Origin of the sequence: Pseudomonas sp. CFBP2511, from assembly GCF_030209255.1 — a bacterium.
Taxonomy (GTDB): Bacteria; Pseudomonadota; Gammaproteobacteria; order Pseudomonadales; family Pseudomonadaceae; genus Aquipseudomonas; species Aquipseudomonas avellanae.
In genome coordinates this window covers 29,257-51,552 of record NZ_JARVSI010000015.1, presented here as the reverse complement: position 1 = coordinate 51,552, position 22,296 = coordinate 29,257, and the positions used below count along the sequence as shown (strand labels likewise).

Annotated in this window: 14 protein-coding genes and 2 pseudogenes (1 of these 16 only partly in view); 11 read left to right on the top strand and 5 right to left on the bottom strand. The window is 62.0% G+C overall.

From position 1 onward, the window contains the following. Window positions 1-21 precede the first annotated feature (21 nt). The 4 genes from QRN38_RS12235 to QRN38_RS12220 all read left to right on the top strand — a co-directional run bounded on the left by QRN38_RS12235 (window position 22) and on the right by QRN38_RS12220 (window position 3,018). A complete protein-coding gene (locus QRN38_RS12235; RefSeq protein WP_057418352.1) occupies window positions 22-1,587 on the top strand; it encodes an ABC transporter substrate-binding protein in 1,566 nt (521 codons plus the stop codon). Between the two features lie 71 nt (window positions 1,588-1,658). Then, window positions 1,659-2,180 (top strand): CMD domain-containing protein, encoded by a 522-nt coding sequence (locus QRN38_RS12230; protein ID WP_057418353.1) that lies wholly within the window; start codon window positions 1,659-1,661, stop codon window positions 2,178-2,180. Beyond that, complete coding sequence (locus QRN38_RS12225) at window positions 2,180-2,770, top strand: peroxidase-related enzyme (RefSeq protein WP_054068886.1); 591 nt, start codon at window positions 2,180-2,182, stop codon at window positions 2,768-2,770. The genes QRN38_RS12230 and QRN38_RS12225 overlap by 1 nt, the downstream gene beginning before the upstream one ends. Window positions 2,771-2,859: 89 nt before the next feature. Continuing rightward, window positions 2,860-3,018 carry a cupin domain-containing protein gene (locus tag QRN38_RS12220; protein WP_230854185.1) on the top strand — a complete coding sequence of 53 codons (159 nt, stop codon included), beginning with the start codon at window positions 2,860-2,862 and terminating at the stop codon, window positions 3,016-3,018. Here the strand turns inward: QRN38_RS12220 and QRN38_RS12215 are convergent. Continuing rightward, complete coding sequence (locus QRN38_RS12215; RefSeq protein WP_057418363.1) at window positions 2,995-4,443, bottom strand: fatty acid desaturase; 1,449 nt, start codon at window positions 4,441-4,443, stop codon at window positions 2,995-2,997. The two genes, QRN38_RS12220 and QRN38_RS12215, sit on opposite strands and share 24 nt — an antisense overlap. Window positions 4,444-4,692: 249 nt before the next feature. On the opposite strand from QRN38_RS12215, the gene QRN38_RS12210 reads away from it, so the two are divergent. Together QRN38_RS12210 and QRN38_RS12205 are read left to right on the top strand one after the other, a co-directional pair. After that, window positions 4,693-5,358, top strand: coding sequence for a hypothetical protein (locus QRN38_RS12210; protein WP_057416860.1), 666 nt, complete (start codon window positions 4,693-4,695; stop codon window positions 5,356-5,358). Beyond that, on the top strand, window positions 5,352-6,467 hold the full coding sequence (locus QRN38_RS12205; RefSeq protein WP_057418354.1) for a hypothetical protein: 1,116 nt from the start codon (window positions 5,352-5,354) through the stop codon (window positions 6,465-6,467). Before QRN38_RS12210 ends, QRN38_RS12205 begins: the two co-directional genes overlap by 7 nt. Here the strand turns inward: QRN38_RS12205 and QRN38_RS12200 are convergent. Together QRN38_RS12200 and QRN38_RS12195 are read right to left on the bottom strand one after the other, a co-directional pair. After that, the gene (locus QRN38_RS12200; RefSeq protein ID WP_057418355.1) at window positions 6,455-7,363 is read right to left on the bottom strand and encodes a hypothetical protein; all 909 of its coding nucleotides are present in this window, start codon (window positions 7,361-7,363) and stop codon (window positions 6,455-6,457) included. The genes QRN38_RS12205 and QRN38_RS12200 overlap by 13 nt on opposite strands. Before the next feature lie 24 nt (window positions 7,364-7,387). Beyond that, a complete protein-coding gene (locus QRN38_RS12195) occupies window positions 7,388-8,254 on the bottom strand; it encodes a metal-dependent hydrolase (RefSeq protein WP_057418356.1) in 867 nt (288 codons plus the stop codon). 123 nt (window positions 8,255-8,377) lie between these two features. On the opposite strand from QRN38_RS12195, the gene QRN38_RS12190 reads away from it, so the two are divergent. From QRN38_RS12190 to QRN38_RS12180, 3 genes are read left to right on the top strand one after another with little or no spacing between them, the layout of a single operon-like run. Then, the gene (locus tag QRN38_RS12190) at window positions 8,378-9,307 is read left to right on the top strand and encodes a fatty acid desaturase family protein (RefSeq protein WP_010203275.1); all 930 of its coding nucleotides are present in this window, start codon (window positions 8,378-8,380) and stop codon (window positions 9,305-9,307) included. Beyond that, window positions 9,307-10,911 (top strand): GH3 family acyl-acid amido synthetase, encoded by a 1,605-nt coding sequence (locus tag QRN38_RS12185; RefSeq protein WP_057418357.1) that lies wholly within the window; start codon window positions 9,307-9,309, stop codon window positions 10,909-10,911. The genes QRN38_RS12190 and QRN38_RS12185 overlap by 1 nt, the downstream gene beginning before the upstream one ends. Next, a complete protein-coding gene (locus QRN38_RS12180; RefSeq protein WP_057416854.1) occupies window positions 10,896-11,972 on the top strand; it encodes a Rieske 2Fe-2S domain-containing protein in 1,077 nt (358 codons plus the stop codon). Before QRN38_RS12185 ends, QRN38_RS12180 begins: the two co-directional genes overlap by 16 nt. Before the next feature lie 12 nt (window positions 11,973-11,984). Here QRN38_RS12180 and QRN38_RS12175 read toward each other — a convergent pair. Then, window positions 11,985-12,284 (bottom strand): annotated as a pseudogene (locus tag QRN38_RS12175) (dihydroxyacetone kinase family protein); the annotation flags it as partial. Between QRN38_RS12175 and QRN38_RS12170 the strand changes: the two are divergent. Then, window positions 12,235-12,558, top strand: a pseudogene (locus QRN38_RS12170) (sugar-binding domain-containing protein); the annotation flags it as partial. The pseudogenes QRN38_RS12175 and QRN38_RS12170 sit on opposite strands and share 50 nt — an antisense overlap. Before the next feature lie 170 nt (window positions 12,559-12,728). Here QRN38_RS12170 and QRN38_RS12165 read toward each other — a convergent pair. Further along, window positions 12,729-13,502, bottom strand: coding sequence for a helix-turn-helix transcriptional regulator (locus QRN38_RS12165; RefSeq protein WP_010219829.1), 774 nt, complete (start codon window positions 13,500-13,502; stop codon window positions 12,729-12,731). A 290-nt stretch (window positions 13,503-13,792) separates the two neighbouring features. Here QRN38_RS12165 and QRN38_RS12160 point away from each other — a divergent pair, with 290 nt between their 5' ends. After that, window positions 13,793-22,296, top strand: the 5' portion of a protein-coding gene (locus tag QRN38_RS12160) for a non-ribosomal peptide synthetase (protein WP_057418359.1). 1,003 nt of this gene lie beyond the right edge of the window; only the first 8,504 of its 9,507 coding nucleotides appear in the window; the start codon lies at window positions 13,793-13,795; its stop codon lies beyond the right edge, outside the window.

Genomic DNA, 22,296 nt, shown 5'->3' with positions numbered 1-22,296 from the left:
ATTGCGTACAAGGAATCACCCATGAAACCACTCGTTCGTTCGTTACTGGCCTCGGCGCTCGTGCTGGCCGCCGGCAGTGTTTCGGCGCAGGACCTGCGCATCGGTTATGCCGACCCCGTCTCGTCGCTCGACCCGCAACTGAACAACTATGCCGGCGACCGCTCGGTGGCGCTGCACGCCTTTGAATCGCTGGTCAGCCGCCGTGACGACAAGACCTTGCCGGGCCTCGCGAAAAGCTGGAAAGTCACTGACGACACCACTTGGGAGTTTGCCCTGCGCGAGGACGTGAAGTGGCAGGACGGCGCACCGCTGACCGCCGACGACTTGGTGTTCTCTTTCGAGCGAGCGCGCAGCGTGCCCGGTAGCGTCGCGTCTTACGCAGGTGCCATGCGCACGGTCGAATCGGTCAAGGCCAAGGATGATCACACTCTGATCATCAAGACCCGCCTGCCCAACGCCAACCTGCTGCCGGACGTCGATTCCATCTACATCGTCAGCCGCCATGCAGGCGCCGCCGCCAGCAGTGCCGATTACAATTCGGGCAAAGCCCTGATCGGCACCGGGCCTTATCGTTTTGTCTCGTTTGTACCGGGTGATCGCACGATCTTTGCCCGCAACGACAGCTACTGGGGAGCGAAACCGACCTGGGACAAAGTCGATTTCCGCTTTATCGCCAACGCCGCCAACCGCACTGCGGCGTTGCTGGCGGGCGATGTGGATGTGATTGACAAGGTGTCGCCAACCGACGTCGAGCGTCTGCGCAAAACCCCGAGCGTCAATGTCTTCGCCTATCAGGGCTTGCGTGCGCTGATCATTCAGCCAAGCTTCCGTGCAGGTTCCAACGAATTCATTCGTGACAACGCCGGTAAACCGCTGGCTGAAAACCCGTTGTTGGACGTGCGGGTGCGCAAGGCGTTGTCCCTGGCGATCAATCGTCCGGCCATCGACGAGCGCATCATGCAGGGCACCGTGACCGAGGCCAATCAGTGGATGCCGGCCAATACCTTCGGTTACAACCCCGGCATCAAGAACATCCCGTATGACGTCAAGCAGGCCAAGGACCTGCTGGCACAGGCCGGCTTTCCCGAAGGCTTTCAGTTGACTGTGCACGTACCGGGCGACCGTTACCCGCAAGCGCCAGAAGTGATGCAGGCCGTTGCGCAGTTCTGGACACGAATCGGCGTCAAGGTGCAGCTGGAAGTGCTGCCGTGGGCAGTCTACGCAGGCAAGGCCAACAAGAATGAGCTGGCAATCAGCGTGATTGCCTGGGGCAACGGCACCGGTGAAGCGGCTTATGCACTGACCAATATTCTGACCACAGTGGACAGCAGCAAAGGGCAGGGCGCGTCCAACTGGGGGCACTACAGCAACCCGCTGGTGGACAAGGCGCTGGCCGATTCGACGGCTGAATTCGACGAGGCCAAACGCCGCAAGATCCTGGAAGACTCGGTCCAGGTGGTCAGCGACGACGTTGGCATCATCCCGCTGTTCCATTACCAGAACATCTGGGCTGCGCGCAAAGGCCTGAAAGTCGAGCCGCTGGTCAGCGACCGCACTGCGGCGACTATGGTCACCGAACAGCAGTGATCTTCCTTTGTTCGCGTAGCTGCTTTTAAAAGCGGCTGCGCGAGTGTCACGACAGCATTGCAGGACATTTCATGACGACCGAGCATTCAAAAACACCGGACTTGCTGGATAACCTGTTGGGCATCGAACCTGGCAGCCCTTTGCACACAGTGCGCCATGCCCGTGACAAGGTTGCCTCGGCAACCCAGGGCAGCCAGGCGCTTTTTTTCGACCCGGCATTGGCAGATAACCTGCCGCTGAGCGAGCGTCTGTGGGTTGCCTATTACGCCACCCAACTGAGTGCGCAGCCAACCCTGACCGCGTATTACCTGCAGCAACTGCGCGAAGTGAGCGTAGCGGACAGTGTGCTGGCGGACGTGGACGCCAACCGGATCGACCTGCTTGAAGACCCGCGCCTGGCGGCGATCCTGCGTTTTACCCGCACCTTGATCGAGTCTCCGGTGCATGGCGATCAAAGCGCCTTGCAGGCGCTGCAACTTCAGGGCTTGAGCACTGCTGAAATCGTGGTACTGGCGCAGCTGATTGCGTTCCTGTCCTACCAGGTGCGTCTGGCCGCAGGGCTGACTGCCATTCAATCTGCCGGAGCAGCCTGATGAGCGAGCTTATTGAAATCGAAGGTTTCACCAATCAGGTGCTGGGCTGGAAAGCCTGGTTACCGACCGTGGACCTGAACAACGCCACTGCCGAGCAGACCGCTGTGCTCGAAGAGAGCCATCCGCAGGCCAAGACCTCGGATTACTACCTGACCCTGGCGCACCACCCGGACATCCTTCGGCAACGCTCGCAGGCCTTCAACGCCATCATGTACGCGCCGGGCGGCCTGTCCCGTGCCGAGCGAGAGCTGGCCAGCACCGTGGTCTCGCGCATCAACCGCTGCGTGTATTGCGCATCGGTGCATGCACAGCGTTTCGAGCAACTGGCCAAGCGCAATGACGTGATCGCACAGGTCTTCGCCGACCCGGCAACGGCAGGCACCACGGCACGCGAAAAAGCCATTGTGCAGTTCGCCATCGACCTGACCCTTGAGCCTGCCTCGCTCAACGCCGCGCACATCACAGCGTTGCGTGAGCAGGGCCTGGACGATGCGCAGGTGCTGGATTTGATTCACGCCATCGCGATCTTCGCCTGGGCCAACCGGCTGATGCTCAATCTTGGCGAGCCGGTGTTTCCCGAAGCTGAATAGGCCCGTTGCTGAACGGTGGAATGTTGTACGGCACATTCCGCTGTTCCCGATCAGACAGTGGCTTGGCTGAATGTCACCCATCACTTTTCATGGTTTGTGCCAGGGTCAGCGGTGCCACGGTAACGTTCGAGCCCGGCGCACGCATCGCCTGGCATGCCCATCCATTGGGTCAGACCCTGATCGTCACCGCTGGCGCGGGGCAGGTCTCGGATGCCGAATACGCCTCAGGTTTTGCGCCGCAGCCCTGACCACATCAGCGCTGGCAAAGCCCGCGATGGCAGGAGTTTTTCGTCTTTGCCAACGGCACTGGGCAAGGCGTGCCAGGGGATGCTGGCCGTGCGGTGATGCTGCAGGTGCAGGTTGATGTGGTAAGGCCAGATGAAAAACCGTCCCAGCCAGCCGACGCGCCAGGCGTACGTCCATTCCTGCCAGCCGGGCGTGACGCCGGGGCCGCCGCTGTGTTCGGCAATGCTGCGGATTTTCTGTAGCAGGGTGCCGACGGTGACCAAGGGGATGAACCACAGCATTGCCAGCATGCCCACTTCCCGGATCGAGCATTGCCAGACAAGGCACGCCACAATCATCAGCCACACCAGCGCTGCCGAAATCAACGGTCGGGTGATCTTTGGCGGCGCGCCACCGGCAGCCTTGTAGGCCGCGATGTTGCGCAGCGTATTGACCATCAGCAGGTCACCCAGCAGTTGCCTGAGCAGTAGCTTCGCGCTCAGCGGCTGGAAACGCCACGGCTGACGGTAATAGAGAAACCGGCGCTCCGGGTCCTGCTCGGTCCCGGCGTGCTGATGATGATCCAGGTGCAGCGGGCGATAGAATTCGATGGGCACCAGGCCCGGAACACCGATCGCCAGGTTGATCAGGAAGTCGTTGGTGCTGCGTCGGCGGGTCAGGTTGTAGTGGGTGGCGTCGTGGTACAGCACGAACAGCGCGTGCTGGCGTGCTGCAACGATGAGCATTGCCAACAGGTAGAAACGCCAGTCTGCGAGATAAAGCGCAACGCGGATCGTGACCAGGATGCACAGCCATTCAAGCAGCAGCGCAGACAGGGTGCGCAGGTCTACCGCGCAGCGCTTGAAGATCAGCGTCGCCGCGCCGCAGGCGACACCGATGGCTGCGCCATAGGCCATGTCGGTAAACACATGCTGCCCGGTGGTCATCACCGTCAGCATCAGCACCACACTCCAGACGGCAAATACCCAGGCCTTTTGCAGTCGCAGGCCAGCCATTGCAACGCTGATGGCCACAGGCAATGCCACGTGCCCGCTGGGCGAGGCGGCCAGTGGTGCATCTAGCCGGTACAGCCAGTCGAGCCAGGCAGCGCCGGTTTCAGGACGCAGGATCATGGTGGGCCAGAACAGATGACAGACCAGACACAGGCCCGCCGCCAGAGCACCGGCAAAAAACGTCGGCAGCAGCCATGACGACTGACGCCCCATGTACACGAGCAGCGGCATGACCAGCGTGTAACTGAGGTACAACGGCAGCGTGAACGGGAGCAGGGGAACATGGGCGTCGACACCTGAGGGCTGCACAAGGCGCACAGAACCCATGGGCACATGCGTAACCAGAAAGTACAGCAGGCCGGTGACCAGCAGGTACATCGCCAGCCAGGCGAAGGGCCGATCGACGCTGGAATCTGCGGAGTGAGGAGGGTGCATGTGGACAACCTGTGTGGATAAAGCCTGTAGCATCCGATACGTGCGCAAGCGGCCATTCAGCCACGCTGACAGGCGCGCAATGATGATTGCAGAGCGGCGGGGCATTGAATTGAACTGACAGATTCATTGCCCTCAGCGGCCCGGCCATTCAGAATCCGGTCATTATGTTTCCATACATCGAAGGCCTCCATGAGTTTGTGCGCGACCGCTCTACAGCGCTCCGATCTGCAACCGAATGATATCGATCGGATGTTCGAGATTTATTCCGCCTGCTATCAGGATACCTGTCGGGTACGATTCAAGCAGGATCTTGACGACAAGACCCATTGCGTCGTTCTGCGTGACGCCTGCGACACAATCATGGGCTTTTCGACGCTGAAACTGTTTGAAATGCACTGGGATAACCAGCCCGGCAGGTTCATTTTTTCCGGCGACACCATCATCACCCCTGAACACTGGGGCAGCCAGCAGCTCGCGTTCGCCTGGTCCCGACTGGTTGGCGACCTGTGGCGTCAGGCGCCTGATGTTCCGCTGTACTGGTTTCTGATCTGCAAAGGGCACAGGACTTATCGTTACCTGCGGGCGATGGTACTGGATTACGCGCCCCGTGCGGGGCATTTGACCGAACCTCACGTGCAGGCGTTGATGGATCACCTGGCGCACACGCGTTTTGGCGATGCCTACAACCCGGCAACCGGCCTGCTGTCCTTCAAGACGCCGCAGGGGCGGTTGACGGCAGAGCTGGCGCAGGTGTCGGAAAATCATGCCAGGTTGCCGGACGTTGCCTACTTCCTGGAGAGAAACCCTGGTTATGCTCAGGGCGACGAGCTGGTGTGCCTGTGCCGCTTCACGCCGGAAAACCTGCGGCCTCTGGCGCGCCGCCTGATCATGGCCGAGCAGCTCTCGACGTGCTGATTCGTCAGGCCGGCCCTGCGGACAACGCGCAGCTCCTCGACTTTCAACAGCGTTACGCCATGCGCGGCAGCATGCCGCTGCGCTTCGATCGCAGCCCGGATTACTTTGCCCTGCATCACTGCCATGCCGCCGATCACCGCACCTGGATCGCCCAAAGCCCGGAAGGCGAGCTGCGCGGCTCGGCCAGTCTGGTGGTACGCGACGGCTACCTGCAAGGTAGCGCTGAGCCGATTGCCTATCTGGGCGATTTGCGGCTGATGCCCGACCGCAGGCTGTCGCGCTCATGGATGGCAGAGGTTCAGACGCGACTCGCCGATCTTTCCCTGCAAACCGGCGCGCAGCATGCCTATTGCTGCATCATTCGTGACAACCCGCTGGCCATTCAGTCGCTGCTGGGACGGCGGCGGGCAAACCCGCTGAAACTTGCCCACTGGCGTGGCTACAGCCATGTGTCGGTGTATGGCCAGCGTGGCTTGAGCAGTGCACCGCGCACGCACGGCGGAGTGCGAGTAGTGCGCGCCGAGCCGCGGCATCTGGACGCGCTCAGGGCGTTTCTCGACAGTGAGTCGTCCAGGCAATCGTTCGGTTGCGTGTTCACCGAAGCGGAATTCGAGCGCAGGCTCAGCCACTGGCCGGATTTTGCCATTGGCTCGTTTCTGCTGGCGGTGGACGAGCGCGAGAACCTCCTCGGCTGTGTTGCGCCCTGGGATGCCGGAAAGATAAAACGGATCGTGGTCGAGCAAATGCCCATGGCCCAGCAGTTGCTGCGCATGGGCTACAACGCGGTCGCGCCGCTGGCGGGTCGGCCGGGCATTGCCTCGCCGGGTAACCCCCTGCGGGACATCTACCTGACCCATCTACAGGTTCGGCAGCGCGATCCCGAGGTATTTGCCGCCTTGCTGGACGTTGCCTGGGCGCAGGTGCGCAAAGACTATTCGCTGATGCAGTTATGCCTGTATGACCAGGATCCGCTGTGGCTGGCAATGCGCCGTTACCGAAGCGTGTCCCTGCCGATGGACCTTTACACCGCGCCCTGTGGCAGCAATACCCCGGTGTTTACCGAGGCTTGTGCGGCGGGTGTTCCGGGGTTCGAGATCTACCTGGTGTAACCGGTCCTGCCCGGCCGGGTCTGGTGCAGCACTTCCAGCAACGTCCGCCAGAACCTCGCCGGGTCAAATCCGGCGCCGCCCAGTATCGGCTGGCCATGGTCCACATCCGGCAGGCAGATTTGCGGCAGGCCCGGCAGTGACAGGTCTTGCATATAGAACTGGCCGTCGTGTGCATGCCCCGGACGCACGGCGTTCAGGCGTTGATGGTGGGTGTCGAAACGGGAGCGTCGCACCGCAGACCAACTGACCACATGCACGCAGTGCAGCGTGTCGGGCAGGGCGGACAGCATGCTCGCGACGTGCGGGTCGCGCTGGCTGCTGATATCCCGAGTGCCTTCGGCGAGCAACGCGCGGGTGACCATCGCCTGACGGAACCTGTCCATGCGATAACCCGGACCCGCGTCAGGAACGCGGTAGCCCAGCACGTCATCGATGATCGGTGAGGGGCCAACGGGCGGTTGCACCAGCGCAATGCCATCACAGGCGTCGAGCAAGGCCGGGGTCTGCGTCAGCGCTGCGAGTGTGTCCAGGCTGCCCTTGCTGTGTGCCAGCACCACGAATCGCTGCCCTGGCTTGAGCCGGCTGCCGAGCACCGTCGCAATGTGTTCGCCCTGCGCAATTATCCCTCGCGAGGAGCGCACCGGCATGCGCAGGACCTCGTAGCCCTCGGACTTAAGCGATCGCGCACAGGCACGGTTGCAATAGAGTATGAACTCCGAATAAAGCCCGGCGACCAGCACCACCAGCGTGTCCTTCGGCAGGCCGAGGCGCGGTGTTCGCCAACGTTGCAGGAACAGCTCGGTCCAGTCCAGTGCGGCGGGCGGGCGCACGAAGACGGTAGCCAGAAAATGACGTTGCCACTCGTCAAAGCCCTCGGGCGTCCAGATCGTCGTCATGCAGATCGGCCCTGAACACTGCACTTAACGCTGTTCATCGAGGGCCTGGCGAGCGCTGTCGAGCAGCGCGCGGGTGTCGATGCGGTTGGGGTGAAAGCCGGGCACAAACCAGAACAGCCCGGCAGGCACGATGCGCGAAAGCAGGCCCGGATTGACGAACAGCCACCACTGCAAGCGCAACCATTCACGCCAGTTGCGGTGCTGTTTGTCACCGCGCACCAAGTGATAGGTGAAGTAGCACAGATCGAAGGTGAAATACACCGAAAGACTGAGCATCGCCACGCAGCGAAGCAGGTAACGCCACAGCGGGTTGCGCTCGACGGTGCACAGCACGTCATAGGCAACCGCCTTGTGCTCGATTTCTTCCAGGGCGTGCCAGCGCCATAAACGGGCCATGGTCGGATCGGCACCGGCCAGAAACGCGGGGTTACGCAAAAGCTGATCGGACAGTATCGCGGTGATGTGTTCCAGGCTGGCGGTCAGTGCCAGTCGGAAGCTGGCCGGCAGCCGCGCGCTTTCCTTTCTGCGTCTGAGCAGCATGCGCTCCAGCGTTTCTACCGGCGCGCCTTGTGCACAAAGGCGCTGGTTGTAGGCGCGGTGCTCGCGCATGTGTGACGCTTCCTGATAGATGAAGTCGTCGACAGCCTTGTCGAGCGCGCTGTCCTTGTCGAGCTTGTGGCGAAAATGCACCACGCTTTCGATGAAGATTTTCTCGCCCTGGGGAAACATGAACGACAGGCAGTCAAAAAAGCGCGTGGTGTGTGCCCGGCCTGCGTGCCAGTAGCGGGGGATGCTGTCATCGAAGGTAAAGCGTATCGAGCGGTGAGCGATAACCTGCGGGGGAAGCTGCGCCGCCGAGCGTCGGGACAGGATGCGTTTGAACAGCGACATTGTGCTCGGCTTACCGTGATGATCAGGGCCGACAGTGTGCCAGAGTCCGGCAGGCTTGAAACGGCCAAATAACCGTCCTGACGCGCAGGCAGGTATACTCCGCATTTTTACACATGGTTACTTATGAGCACGTATAAGGATATTTTGCCGGCACGCCGCTTCGACACGGCGAATCTGGCGGTGCTGGCCCTGCAGACGCTGCTCTGGGGCGCGACCCTCACCTGGCTGTCACACACCGACGCAGGCGCCTGGAAATGGCTGATCCTGATTCCGTTTTGCCTGGTCATGCAAGGCGTGTTTTCGATGATGCACGAGGCGTTTCACAGCCTTGCGCACAGCAACAAGACCACCAATTACCTGATGATGTGCTGGGCCTCCACCCTGTTTGGCGCCTCCGCAACGCTGATCCACATCAACCACCTGGGGCACCACACGCGAAACCGCACCCGTGCCGAACTTGCAGATTTCGCCATGCCGGATGAATCGCTGCTGCGCAAACGCCTGGAATACTACTTTGCGGTGCTCGGCGGTATCTGGCTGGCGGCGTTCATCGGCAGCCTGCTGTTGCCTTTGCTGCCACCGCGAGTGGCCGATCGCTGGTCGCAGAGTGGCGAGGTCAACACCTATGCGGCGGCGTTCAAGGACTTTTCCATCAGCGACTTTCGGCGTATCCGCAAGGAAGTCATCGCAGGCATCATCGTGTGGCTGGCGTGCGCGTACCTGTTTGGCTGGACCTGGGAAGTGGTGCTGATAACCTACATCGCCTTCGGTTTTTCCTGGTCGTCACTGCAGTGGGTGTACCACATGCGCACCCCGATCGATGTTGTCGAAGGTGCCTACAACATGCGTGCGCCGCGTGTGGTTCGCTGGGCGTTTCTCAACTTCAACTACAACCTGACTCATCACCGCCATTCGCATATGCACTGGCAGCACATGCATGCGGCCTCCAACCTCAAGGAAACCCGGCCTTTGTGGTTCGGCTGGCTGCAAGTGTTCACGCCGCCGCAGCGCCTGCCCGATGACCTGTCCACGCTCGACAAGACCTACTTTTGATGCAGGCCGATGGCGACGTGAAAAGAGCCCTGTGGCAGTCATTCATTGACAGCACGCACGCCACGCTGGACGACTGGCAGACGCATTTCGAGCACCCCGAGCAGGCTCAGGAGCGTTTGTTGCGGGGTATGTTGTCGGCCAATAGCGACTGCGCGTTTGGCCGTGCCCACGACTTTGCCGGGATCCACAACGCCAGCGACTTTCGCGATAAGGTGCCGATGCACACTTACGCTCAGTTGCAGCCCTGGATCGAACGCGCCCGGCACGAAAGCGGCGCGGTGCTGACCACTCGCCCGCCATTGTTTTTCGAGCGCAGCAGCGGCAACAGCGCGTTGCAGAAACTGATCCCCTACACGCCGGAATTTCTTGCGCAGTTGCAGGGTTCACTGACGGTATGGCTGGCTGATATGTACCTCCAGGTGCCAGAAATCAGCCACGGCAGCGGCTATTGGTCGATGTCGCCGCCTTTGCAGCAACCGGCGGTGAGCGCCAATGGCATCCCGGTGGGCAGTGTCAGCGATCTGCAATACCTGCAAGGCAGTGCAATTGCCGGGCTGGCGGGCACGTTGCTGATCCCCGATTTGGCCCAGGACGCCGCGCACTGGCGCAGGCAGACACTGCTGGCCTTGGTTGCCGATGCCGACCTGAGCTTTATCAGCGTGTGGAGCCCGACGTTTCTGACCAGCCTGCTGCAACCGCTGTTCGACACCGAAACTCCGGAAAGCCGGCAGACCTGTGCCTGGCTCGAAGCGATGCTGCCAGCATCGCGCAAACTGGCCCTGCGCCATGCACGCGCGCAGGGCGTCTTCACCGAGTTATGGCCGCGTCTGGCAGCGGTCAGTTGCTGGATGGACGGACCGAGTCATGGGTACGCCGTGCAATTGGCGGCGCTTTTTCCTCAGGCGCGCTGGTTGCCAAAAGGCTTGTTCGCTACCGAAGGCGTGGTCAGTGTGCCGTTTGGCGAAGGGCAGGGCTGTCCACTGGCGATTGGCAGTCATTATCTGGAATTTGTCGGTGACGATGGGCTGCCGAGAGGCGCTCACTCGTTACGCATGGGCGAAACCGCGCAAGTCTTGCTGACCACCGGGGCGGGGCTTTACCGGTATGCCTTGGGTGATCGGGTGCGCATGGTCGGCAAACATGCAGGTACGCCGCGCGTGGTGTTTGTCGGGCGCAGCGCAAGTGCCTGCGATCTGGTGGGTGAGAAACTCGATGAACAACTGGTCGAGGGCGTTCTGGCGCAGTGCATCGACAGTGCAGACAGCGCCTGCCTGATCCCTGACTCCAGAAATACACCGCCGCATTATGTGGCTCTTGTGTCGACATCAGCGGTTACACCCGGCCAGGTGTTGGCAAACAGCATTGAAACAGTGCTGCAAGGCTCCTTTCACTATGCCCATGCACGCACGCTGGGCCAGTTGGGGCCAGTGCGCGTGCGCTTTGTCAGTGGCGGCGCGCAAACACTGGCAGCGCTGCTGCAACGCGCAGCGGAGGCAACCGGCGTTCGTGCGGGCGACGTCAAGCCGCGCGCACTGATCAGTCGTCTGGACACGGCCAATGCGCTCCTAGCAATCACGGAAGAATTCGAATGCCCGCACCTCTGACCGACACACCTGAAGACGGTACGCGTGAGCAATGGTATGTGGCGTGCACACAGAAGCAGTTGCGCCAAGGCAAACCTTACCGGGCGACGATTCTTGGCCTGAACATCGTGCTTTTTCGCCAGCGCAGCGGCCAGGCGGCGGCGCTGCTCGACCAGTGCGTGCACCGTGGCACTCGGCTGTCGGCCGGCAAAATCACGGATGATTGCCTGGTGTGCCCGTATCACGGCTGGCGCTACGACGCGAACGGGCATGTGGTGCATATTCCCAGCGTGGAGGCCGGGCAGGGCGAACCGAAGTCGCCCGGTTATCGCTATCGGCAGCGTCATTTTGCAGTGTGCGAGCAGGATGGGTTGGTCTGGGTGTACACCGGCACAGGCGATGCTCATGACACCCCTATCTTCCGGCTTCCTGCCTATGGCGAGCGTCCGTGGCAATCCTATTTCATGATCAACACCTTCGACGCCGATGTGGGCAGTCTGGTGCAGAACTTTCTCGATGTGCCGCATACGGTGTTCGTTCATGAGGGTATTTTTCGCTCAAGCAGCGGTCGGGCGATGGAGGCGACGCTGGCCTGCAAGGCGCAGAGCATCGAGGTGGTTTACCACGATGAAGTGGACGAGATAGGCCTGATGCAATGGCTGACCAACCCGGACTGCGAACCGCTGGTGCACACGGATCGCTTTCTGGCGCCGAATGTGACCTTTTGTGACTACCTGTGGGGCGCACGCTCCGGCTTTCTAATCGTCAGCCAGATCACTCCGGTCAATGCTCGCCAGTCACGCGTCTACACCTACATCGCCTACCGGTTTCCGATGCCCCGCTGGGTGTTGAGAATGCTGCGCCCGTTCATTCATCTTTACACGCACATCGTGATTCAGCAGGACGTCAAGATCATTCGCGCGCACCGCGAAGGTCTCGACAACGTGGCGAATTTCAAACCGTGCAACGTGCCTGCCGACGCCATACATGTGGGCGTCGAGCAGTTGCTGGCGGCGGTCCGACGCGGCGAGGCGCTGCCGGAAGCACAGCGTCGCGAACGGCGGATTCGATTCGAGCTTTGATAGCCGGGTATTTCAACCGGCTTTAAGCCTGGGCTGCACTGAATCTGCCAATTGCGTCAGTATCAGGCAGCACGACACCGCCCCCGCATCCAGCACACCCACCGAGCGTTCACCCAGACGGCTGGCGCGGCCGATTTTTGCCATCAGGTCCTTGGTCGAGTCGCGCCCCTGTGCTGCGGCGTTTTTCATTGCATCAAGGGCTTCATTGAATGAGGCGCCATTGGCGTGTGCCTGCTCGAAGGCTTCGACTGCCGGAATCAACGTGTCCATCGGGCATTTGTCGCCGACACCGGCTTCGGTAATGTCCTGCAATCAGGCGCGGCTGTCCGGCACCGTCGGCGACATGAAGGGTTACGATTTCATCGACATTCATGGCCAGCCAGCGGTCAACGCCATTCAGGGCAGGGTGATCGGCCTGACCGTGCAGGAGCTGTTTCGCATCCCGGACGTGGTGGCCATCGCCAGTGAAAACACCAAGGCGGCGACATTAGGGGCTTTGCGCTCGGGCGTGATCAACACACTGGCGACAACGGTCACCAACGCCCACACCATTCTTGCCCTGGATGACGCGACGCACAAAGGCTGATGAACCGGCGCAGCATTGCAGTAAGGGGGGCGTTACGGCTTGATTGAAGACAGAAGGGCTGAGCGAAAAAGGCCGGGTATGGCCCTTTCTGTTATTCGGCTGTTTTGTTTCACGTTATTTCAAGACTTGAACGCCAGCAGACACAGGTGACGCTTCGCAACCCGAAAGCCTCAGCCACCCGCCATCCAGCGTGCCAGCCCGTGCCGCCCACTGACCCCCAGTTTGGCGGTGGCGCGCTTGAGGTAGGTTTCCACCGAGCTGTTCTTGACCTTCAGCCGCGCAGCCATTTCAGCCACGGTTCCGCCTGTCAACAGGCCCAGGCAAACCTCCTGTTCGCGTGCGGACAGCGTGATCGAATCCTGCGCCAGTCGGCCGCTGAACGCCTGATCCAGAGAGCCGGGCTCCGGCTCTTGGCGTGCGCCCCGGCTGCCAGCCTGGACGAGGCTTTGTGCGTGATGCTCGACCAGCGGCAACAAGGTGTCAGACAGGCTTTTGAGCAACGACAGTTCGCTCAGGGAAAACGCGCGCAGGGTCGTCAGGCGGTAAAAGCAGATGATCCGCCGACGGTCGCCCTGGCTTGAAACCAGATTGCACTGGTGGGTGTTGCGCTGCGGGTGTTGTTTGCTCAGCGGGGTCTTTAGCTGCACCAGCAAGGGGTCCTGCATGTGCAGGATGCTCGGCAGCAGCGGATGGTTCGGCGCTCCAGTGGTGGGCGGGTCGTATTGCAGGCCGGCACCGCCGAGCAGGTTGATACGGCTGATGCTGCTCTGGCGCAGGTCCAGCGTCCATTCACTGAGGCCAAGCCCGTGAATGGGCACCAGTGCATCCACCAGTTGCAGCATGTGCCCGGCAAATGTAGCGCAGCCGGTGCTGGAGACGAGTTGAGCCAACTGCTGATAAAAACGCGGATCGCTACTGTATTCGGGGTATTGCGCCGTGTTCATCCTGAGCTTTCCTGATTCCGACCGCGCAACAAGGCACCATGGTCGGCTCGTGCGCGGCAACTGCTGTTTGCAATGACTGATAAGTCTGATTGTGACACTGGGTCTTTGGGTATTCAGCCTAAGCTTTTATCCTGCGTCTGTAGCGGAAAACAGGGACAGAGTAGCAAGCGGATACACATGCTGCTGCCACGATTGATGGCTATACGCCAGTGTCCGGGTTTCAGGGGCCATACATCGGCCAGTTGGCAGTGCCTAATCCGCGGATTATCTGCCAAGAAGGACCTTGAGCCATGCGTGCCTCTGTCGCCCCAACATTCTCCCTGACCGCCGCCCAGCGTGACATCTGGCTTGACCAGATCAGCCGTGGCGATTCTCCGCTCTACAACATCGGCGGCTACCTGCAGATAACCGGACCGATGGATGCCCAGGCCCTGCAGCGTGCGCTGGCGCAACTGGTTGCAGCCCACGAAGGCTTGCGCACCGTGTTGATGCCGGGGGCCGGCGCGGATGGCTTGCCTCTTCAGACTTACGCGGCGTCCATACCCATGCCGCTGGCAGTGCACGACTTCAGCGATCACCTCGATCCGGCCAGCTCAGCCTTGGCGCTGATCAGCGAGCAGATGCAGCGTCCGTGTGTTTTCGATGGCCGTCCCTTGGTCGAGTTTTGCCTGATTCGTCTGGCCACGGATCGTTACTGGCTGGCCATCCAGGCCCACCACCTGATTCTTGACGGGTGGGGTTTCGGGCAGATGATGAAGTCACTGGGTGAGCTGTACACCGCGCAGGTTGAGGGCCATAGCCTTGAACTCGACGCGCCGCGCTACAGCGATTTCATCGTCGACGACGTCCGGTATCACGCATCGCCACGCTTCGCCAAGGACAAGGCCTACTGGCTGGATAAATACCAGAATCTGCCCGAGCCATTGCTGGTGTCTCGCTATCACAACCGCCGGTCAACCGATCCGGCACCGTCGCATGCCTGGGTGCAGGCGCTGCCCGAAGCGCTGCATGCGCGCATGAAAAAATTCGCCGAACGCCACAATGCCTCGACGTTTCATGTGTTGCTGGCGGCCTTGCACGTCTACTTCACGCGCACGACGCAACGCAAGGAATGGGTGGTCGGGTTGCCGTTGCTCAACCGCACCGGCGCGCACTTCAAGGCCACACTGGGCCACTTTGCCCAGGTAAGTGCCGTGCGTATGGCCTTCGCCGAAGGGCTGGACTTCGGCGCGCTGGTGATCGAGGTGCGTGACGCGCTGAAACGCGATTTCCGTCATCAACGCTTTCCACTCAGCGAGCTGAATCGCAGCCTGGAATTGTCCCGTGAAGAGCGCGCGCAGCTGTTTGAAGTCTCGGTCTCCTACGAGCTGGAAGACCATGCCTACCGCTACGGCGAGGCCCAGGCAAAAACGGTGAAAGTCTCCAATGGTTTTGAAGCGACGCCTCTGGCCATTCATTTGCGCAGCAACAGCCTCAACGACGACGCCTCGCTGCACATGGTCCACCATCGGGCCTGGGTCGACGATGCCGAAGCACAAGCTATCGCAGGGCGCCTGCTGCATATTCTGGAACAGGGCGTTGAAAGCCCGGCGCTGCAAATCGATGATTTCCAACTGCTGACACCTGCCGAGCAGCTGCACCTGCAGCACTGGAACCAGACACAAACAGAACCCGGCGATGAACCGTTGATTCATCTGCGCATCGAGCAACAGGCCCATGCGTTCCCACATGCCGTGGCAGCCGCGTTTCAGGGACAAAACCTGACTTACGCACAACTCAATCGGCACGCCAATGCCTTGGCCCGGCGCCTGATCGACCAAGGCGTGCGCCCGGATGATCGCGTCGCTGTTGTTTCGCGCCGCAGCCTGGAAACCTTGATCGGTTTGCTGGCGATTCTCAAAGCGGGGGCAGCTTATGTGCCCATCGACCCGTCGCACCCCCGCGAACGCCTGAATTACTTGCTGAGCGACAGCGCGCCGGTGGCCGTGTTGACACTATCGTCGCTGGCGGATCGCTTACCGCCGTTGGCGGTGCCGCTGATCGAGCTGGATCACTGCGCGCATAGCCAGGGCGATGACAGCAATCCGCAGGTGTCGGGCCTGAGCCGTGACAACCTGGTCTACGTGATCTACACCTCGGGTTCCACCGGCCAGCCAAAGGGCGTGATGGTCGAGCACCACACGCTGGCCAGTCTGGTGGACTGGCACTGCGCGGCGTTTGACGTGAAGGCGGGCAGCCACACCTCCTGCCTGGCAGGTTTCGGCTTTGACGCGATGGCCTGGGAGGTCTGGCCAACCCTGTGCGCGGGTGCAACCCTGCATCTGGCCCCGGTCCAGGAAAGCGGCGAAGACATCGAAGCCATGCTCAACTGGTGGCGCGCCCAGCCGCTGGATGTCAGTTTTCTGCCTACCCCGGTGGCTGAATACGCGTTCAGCCAGGACGATGAACACCCGACCCTGCGCACCTTATTGATCGGCGGCGACCGCCTGCGTCAGTTTGCCCACAACCGCCGTTACGCCGTGGTCAACAACTATGGCCCGACCGAAACCACGGTGGTTGCCACCTCCGGCCAGGTATTTGCCAGCGGTTCGCTGCACATCGGCGTACCCATCGCCAATACACGGGTTTATGTGCTTGATGGGCACTTGCAGCCCCTGCCGCCGGGCGTCCCCGGTGAGCTTTACATCGGCGGTGCGGGTGTGGCGCGTGGCTACCTGAACCAGCCGCAACTGACCGAAGAGCGCTTTATTCACGACCCGTTCAGTGACGTCGCAAGCGCGCGGATGTACCGCAGCGGCGACCTGGTGGCCTGGAACGCCGACGGCACACTGGATTACCTGGGCCGCAACGACGACCAGGTGAAGATTCGCGGCATGCGCATCGAACCGGGTGAAATCGAGGCGGTGCTGACCCGCCAGCAAGGCGTGAAAGACGCCGTGGTGCTGGTCCGCGATTTCCATCTGCTGGCCTGGTTCACTGAAACGTCTGCGGTCGATACCGATGCACTGAATCATGCGCTGCGAGCACTTTTGCCCGGTTACATGGTGCCGCGAGCCTTCACGCGCATGCCTTCGCTGCCATTGACTGCCAACGGCAAACTTGACCGCCGTGCGCTGCCCGACCCGGATCCTGCGTACTTGCTCGGTCACGCTTACGAGGCGCCACTGGGCGAGGTGGAAATCGCAATGGCGGCCATCTGGGCGCAGGTGCTCGGCGTGGAACGGGTAGGGCGGCACGATAACTTCTTCGAGCTGGGCGGCCATTCGTTACTGGCGGTCAAGCTGGTCGAGCAGTTGCGCAAGGCAGGTTTGCAGGCCGATGTGCATGTGCTGCTCAGCCAGCCGACACTGGCTGCGCTGGCCGCGTGCAACACTGCCGCAAGCAACACAGAGACGTTCCAGATACCCGAAAACCGCGTTCCGCCAGGCTGTACGCGAATCAGTGCGGACATGTTGAGCCTGGTGTCGCTCGAACAAGCCGCTATCGACCAAATTGTTGCCAGCGTGCCGGGCGGTGCCGCCAACGTGCAGGAAATCTACCCGCTGGCACCCTTGCAGAAGGGCATCCTCTATCACCACCTGACCGCCGGGCAGGGCGATCCGTACCTGCTGCAATGGCGTCTGGCGTTCGACAGCCTTGAGCGTCTTCACGCCTGGGCCGCGGCCTTGCAACAGGTCATCGACCGCCACGACATTCTGCGCACCTCGGTGGTCTGGGAAGGGCTGGAAAGCCCGCAGCAAGTGGTCTGGCGCCGTGCCGAACTGACGTTGCAGGCCGTCGATTTCGAGGCCGAAGACTCACAGATTTCGGTCATTGATCGCCTCCAACGGCGGTACGACGCCCGAAGCCACCGGCTGGACCTGGCCCAGGCCCCCTTGATGCGTCTGGTGCATGCCCGCGATTCGTCGAGCGGCGAAACAGTGGCGATTCTGTTGTTTCATCATCTGGTGCTCGATAACACCGCGATGGAAGTGGTCAGCCGCGAAATGCAGGCACTGCTGTCCAGGCAGCATTCGGCGCTGAAAACGCCAGTGCCGTACCGCAACTACGTTGCGCAAGTGAACCTGCGCAACGACGACGCGCGCCACAAGGCGTTCTTCAGTGAAATGCTCGCTGATGTCGAAGAACCTACCCTGCCTTTCGGTATACATGAGGTGCCTGCCGATGGCAGCGGTATCGAAGAAGATCGGCGCACACTCGACAACGATCTGGCGCTGCGGCTACGCGAGCAGGCCCGCCAACTCGGCGTGAGCGCCGCCAGCTTGATGCACGTCGCCTGGGCCCGGGTGCTCAGCGTGCTCGCCAACCGCCGCGACGTGGTGTTCGGCACCGTTTTGCTTGGGCGCATGAGCGGCGAGGGTGCCGAGCGGGCGCTAGGGGTGTTCATCAATACGCTGCCGTTGCGGGTCGACACCGCGCTTGCCACCCGTACAGCGGTGAAAGCTGTGCATTCAAGGCTTGCTGAGCTGATCGCCCATGAACAGGCGTCGCTGGTACTCGCTCAGGGTTGCAGCGGCGTGGCCTCGGGTACGCCGCTGTTCAGCGCCTTGCTCAACTACCGCCACAGCGCCGAGGTCAAGCCGCACGACGGCGAAGGGCTATGGCAAGGCGTGCGGGTGCTCGGCGGTGATGTGCGCAGCAACTACCCGCTGACCCTGAGCGTCGATGACTTGGGCGAGGACTTCGACCTGCACGTGTTGGCCATGCAGGGCATGGGCGCCGAGCGTGTGGCGGGCTGGATGCAAAATACCCTGGAGCAACTGGTTCAGGCGCTGGAACGGGCCTGGCCGTTGGCGCTGGACAACGTTTCGATCCTCGACGCAGACGAGCGCCTGCACTTGCTGGAAGACTTCAACCCTGCCAGACAGGCGTTCCCGGAGCGTCTCACCGTGCACGCGCTGATTGAAGCGCAGGTTGCCAGAACGCCACAAAGCCCTGCGCTGATTCAGGATGGCACCAGCCTTTCCTATGCCCAGCTCAACCAGCAGGCCAATCGCCTCGCGCATCACCTGATCAGCCTGGGAGTCAGGCCGGACGAGCGGGTCGCGCTGTGCCTGCACCGTGGGCCGCAACGCCTGATCGCCATGCTCGCCGTACTCAAGGCGGGTGCCGCCTATGTGCCGGTAGATCCGGTGTACCCGGCCGAGCGTATCGCCTACCTGCTGCAAGACAGCACGCCGCGTCTGGTGCTGACCGAGCACGCGACCCTCGCTCTGGCGGGCGATATCGCTCAGGTGAACATCGAGCAGGCCGAGGTGCATTCGCACCCCGACAGCAATCCCCAGGTGCAGGGCCTTGATGCGCAAAACCTCGCCTACGTGATTTATACCTCAGGCTCCACCGGCCAACCCAAAGGCGTGATGGTCGAGCACCGCACGCTGGCCAATCTGGTGCATTGGCACTGTCAGGCGTTCTCTCTGCATGCAGGCAGCCATACGGCGAGCGTGGCTGGTTTCGGTTTTGATGCAATGGCCTGGGAAGTCTGGCCAGCGTTGTGTGCCGGTGCCGTGCTGCACCTGCCGCCCGCGCAGGTGGGCAACGAACACGTCGATGAACTGCTCGACTGGTGGCTGGAGCAACCGCTGCAGGTCAGTTTCCTGCCCACGCCGGTGGCTGAACAGGCGTTCAGACGCCCTCGGCAGCACCCGACGCTGCGCACGCTGCTGATCGGCGGCGACCGTTTGCGTCAGTTCGACAGCGACCCCGGCTTTGCGGTGATCAATAACTACGGCCCGACTGAAACCACAGTGGTAGCGACCTCCGGGCCGGTAACGCCGGGCGGCCCGTTGCACATTGGCGGTCCGATCGCCAACACCCGCGTCTACGTGCTGGATGAGCAACTGCAACCCGTTCCGGTCGGGGTCATCGGCGAGCTGTACATTGGCGGCGCAGGCGTTGCTCGTGGCTATTTGAACAAGCCACAAATGACCGAAGAGCGCTTTGTCGCCGATCCGTTCAGTGACAAAGTGCAGGCGCGCATGTATCGCAGCGGCGATCTGGTGCGCTGGAATGTAGACGGCAGCCTGGATTACCTGGGCCGTAACGACGATCAGGTAAAGATCCGCGGCATACGCATCGAGCTGGGCGAGATCGAGGCAGTGCTTGCCCGCCAGGCCGACGTCAAAGACGCCGTGGTGCTGGTGCGCGGCGAGCGCTTGCTGGCCTGGTACACCGAAGTGTCCGCTGTGGAACCCGAAACCCTGCGCGAGGCGCTACTGGCTTGTTTGCCGTCGCACATGGTGCCGCTGGCCTTCACCCGCCTGCAATCGTTGCCGCTGACCAGCCACGGCAAGCTGGATCGCAACGCACTGCCAGACCCGGATCTGCAAGCGCTGACCGGGCAGGCCTACGAGGCACCGCAGGGCGAAACAGAAACCGTTATGGCGCAGCTTTGGGCGCAAGTGCTCGGCCTTGCGCACGTCGGCCGCCACGACAACTTCTTTGAACTGGGCGGTCATTCGCTGCTGGCGGTCAGCCTGGTCGAGCGCCTGCGCACCATCGGCCTGAGCGTCGATGTACGGGTGTTGCTGGGCCAGCCCACCGTGGCTGCACTGGCTGCCTCCGCGGGCAAGGGCCGCGAGATCAGCGCACCGGTCAATCGCGTGCCGACGGGCTGCACGCACATCACCCCTGAGCTGTTGAGCCTGACCCGGCTCGACCAGCCGACTATCGACCGCATTGTCGCCACGGTGCCAGGCGGGGCGGCCAATGTGCAGGAAATCTACCCGTTGGCACCGTTGCAGGAAGGCATTCTTTATCACCACCTGACGGCCGAACAGGGCGACCCGTACCTGCTGCAATTACGCATCAATGTCGACAGCCTGGAGCGGTTGAACGCTGTCGCCGCTGCCTTGCGCACGGTCATCGCGCGCCACGACAGCCTGCGTACCGCAATTGTCTGGCAAGGGCTGGAAGTGCCGCAACAGGTGGTCTGGCGGCACGCCGATCTGACAGTCGAGCATGTTGCGTCGGCGCAGATTGACGCCGAACCGGGCACGGCACGCATGGACCTTGCGCGTGCGCCGCTGATTCGCCTGCTCTACAGCCCGGACGCAACCGGCGCTGGCCTGTCGGCAACATTACAGTTCCATCACATCGTGGTGGATGCCACGGCCCTTGAAGTGATGCGCGAGGAAATGCTCGCTCATCTGCGCGGCGAGCCCGGCCCTACGCTGCCCGCCGTGCCGTATCGCAACTATGTGGCGCAGGCACGTCTGGGCGTCAGCGAAGCCGAGCACGAAGCGTACTTTCGCGAACAGCTGGGCGACATCGACGCGCCAACCCTGCCGTTCGACCTGCGCGATGTGCAGGGTGACAGCCGTACCATTGAGGAAGCCCGGCAGGTAATACCCGACGCACTGTTGCGCGGGCTGCGCAGTCAGGCGCGGCAACTGGGGATCAGCGTTGCCAGCCTGCTTCATCTGGCATGGGGGCGCGTACTGGCCGCTGCCACCGGTAACCCGCGCGTGGTTTTCGGCACGGTGCTGCTGGGTCGCTTGCAAGGCGGGGCGGGTGCCGACCGAGGCATGGGCATGTTCATCAACACCCTGCCGCTGCGTATCGATCTGGACAACGTCGGCGTGCGTGACGGTGCCCGCGCCACACATGCCCGTCTGGCCCAACTGCTCGGCCACGAGCACGCGTCGCTGGCCCAGGCGCAGCGCTGGAGCGGGGTGGCCGCGCCGCTGCCGTTGTTCAGCGCAATCCTCAACTATCGGCATGCCGCAGGCCAGGCGCGCCAGGATGCACAGCAGGATGCCTGGCAGGGCCTGGACATTCTTGCCAGCGAGAAACACACCAACTATCCACTGAGCCTCAACGTCGATGATCTGGGCGACAGCCTGCGCCTGAGTGTCACGGTGCCAGCCGAAATCGGCGCATGGCGTATCTGCGGCTTTGTGCAACAGGTGCTGGCCGGCATGCTCGACGCACTGGAAAACCAGCCGGATCTGCCACTTCAGCGCCTGCCGGTGCTGCCTGCCGACGAGCGTCAGCGTTTACTGGTCGATTTCAACGCCACTGACGTGCATCACGACTTGCAGCAAACCCTGCAGGGCCTGTTTGAAGCCCAGGTTGCGCGCACCCCGCAGGCGGTCGCTGTGCGCGCCGGACGCTCGCAATTGAGCTTTCGGCAGCTCAACGAGCAGGCCAACTGCCTGGCTCATCACCTGATCAAGCTGGGTGTACGTCCTGACGACCGCGTAGCGATTTGTGTCGAGCGCGGCGTTGGTATGGTGGTCGGCCTGCTGGCGATCCTCAAGGCCGGTGGTGCTTATGTGCCGCTGGACCCGAGTTATCCGCGCGAACGCCTGCACTACATGTTCAAGGACAGCGCGCCCATCGCACTGTTGACGCAGGCGACCACCCGCGCACTGCTCGACGATGAAGGTACACCGCGTGTCGATCTGGACAGCGCCGACTGGGACATGCAGCACTTTGCCAATCCACGGGTCGCCGACCTGACGCCGAACCATCTGGCGTATGTCATCTACACCTCCGGCTCCACCGGCACGCCAAAAGGGGTTATGGTCGAGCATCGCAACGTCAGCAACCTGGTGCAGTGGAGCTCACGGCTGTGCCCGCCGACCTCGGGTTCGGCGCTGCTGCACAAAACCCCCATCAGTTTCGACGCGTCGGTCTGGGAGATTTTCTGGCCGTTGAGCAGCGGCATTGCGCTGGTGCTGGCACGCCCTGATGGCCAACGCGATCCGGCTTATGTGGCCCAGGTTATTCAGGAACGCAGGATCAGCGTGGTGCAGTTCGTGCCCGTGCTGTTGCAGCAGTTTCTCGACCT

Coding starts and splice junctions, on each gene's coding strand:
- QRN38_RS12225 (WP_054068886.1), top strand. CDS start 2,180: ATGAGCGAGCTTATTGAAATCGAAGGTTTCACCAATCAGGTGCTGGGC.
- QRN38_RS12230 (WP_057418353.1), top strand. CDS start 1,659: ATGACGACCGAGCATTCAAAAACACCGGACTTGCTGGATAACCTGTTG.
- QRN38_RS12200 (WP_057418355.1), bottom strand. CDS start 7,363: ATGACGACGATCTGGACGCCCGAGGGCTTTGACGAGTGGCAACGTCAT.
- QRN38_RS12180 (WP_057416854.1), top strand. CDS start 10,896: ATGCCCGCACCTCTGACCGACACACCTGAAGACGGTACGCGTGAGCAA.
- QRN38_RS12165 (WP_010219829.1), bottom strand. CDS start 13,502: ATGAACACGGCGCAATACCCCGAATACAGTAGCGATCCGCGTTTTTAT.
- QRN38_RS12210 (WP_057416860.1), top strand. CDS start 4,693: ATGTTCGAGATTTATTCCGCCTGCTATCAGGATACCTGTCGGGTACGA.
- QRN38_RS12220 (WP_230854185.1), top strand. CDS start 2,860: ATGGTTTGTGCCAGGGTCAGCGGTGCCACGGTAACGTTCGAGCCCGGC.
- QRN38_RS12235 (WP_057418352.1), top strand. CDS start 22: ATGAAACCACTCGTTCGTTCGTTACTGGCCTCGGCGCTCGTGCTGGCC.
- QRN38_RS12215 (WP_057418363.1), bottom strand. CDS start 4,443: ATGCACCCTCCTCACTCCGCAGATTCCAGCGTCGATCGGCCCTTCGCC.
- QRN38_RS12190 (WP_010203275.1), top strand. CDS start 8,378: ATGAGCACGTATAAGGATATTTTGCCGGCACGCCGCTTCGACACGGCG.
- QRN38_RS12185 (WP_057418357.1), top strand. CDS start 9,307: ATGCAGGCCGATGGCGACGTGAAAAGAGCCCTGTGGCAGTCATTCATT.
- QRN38_RS12195 (WP_057418356.1), bottom strand. CDS start 8,254: ATGTCGCTGTTCAAACGCATCCTGTCCCGACGCTCGGCGGCGCAGCTT.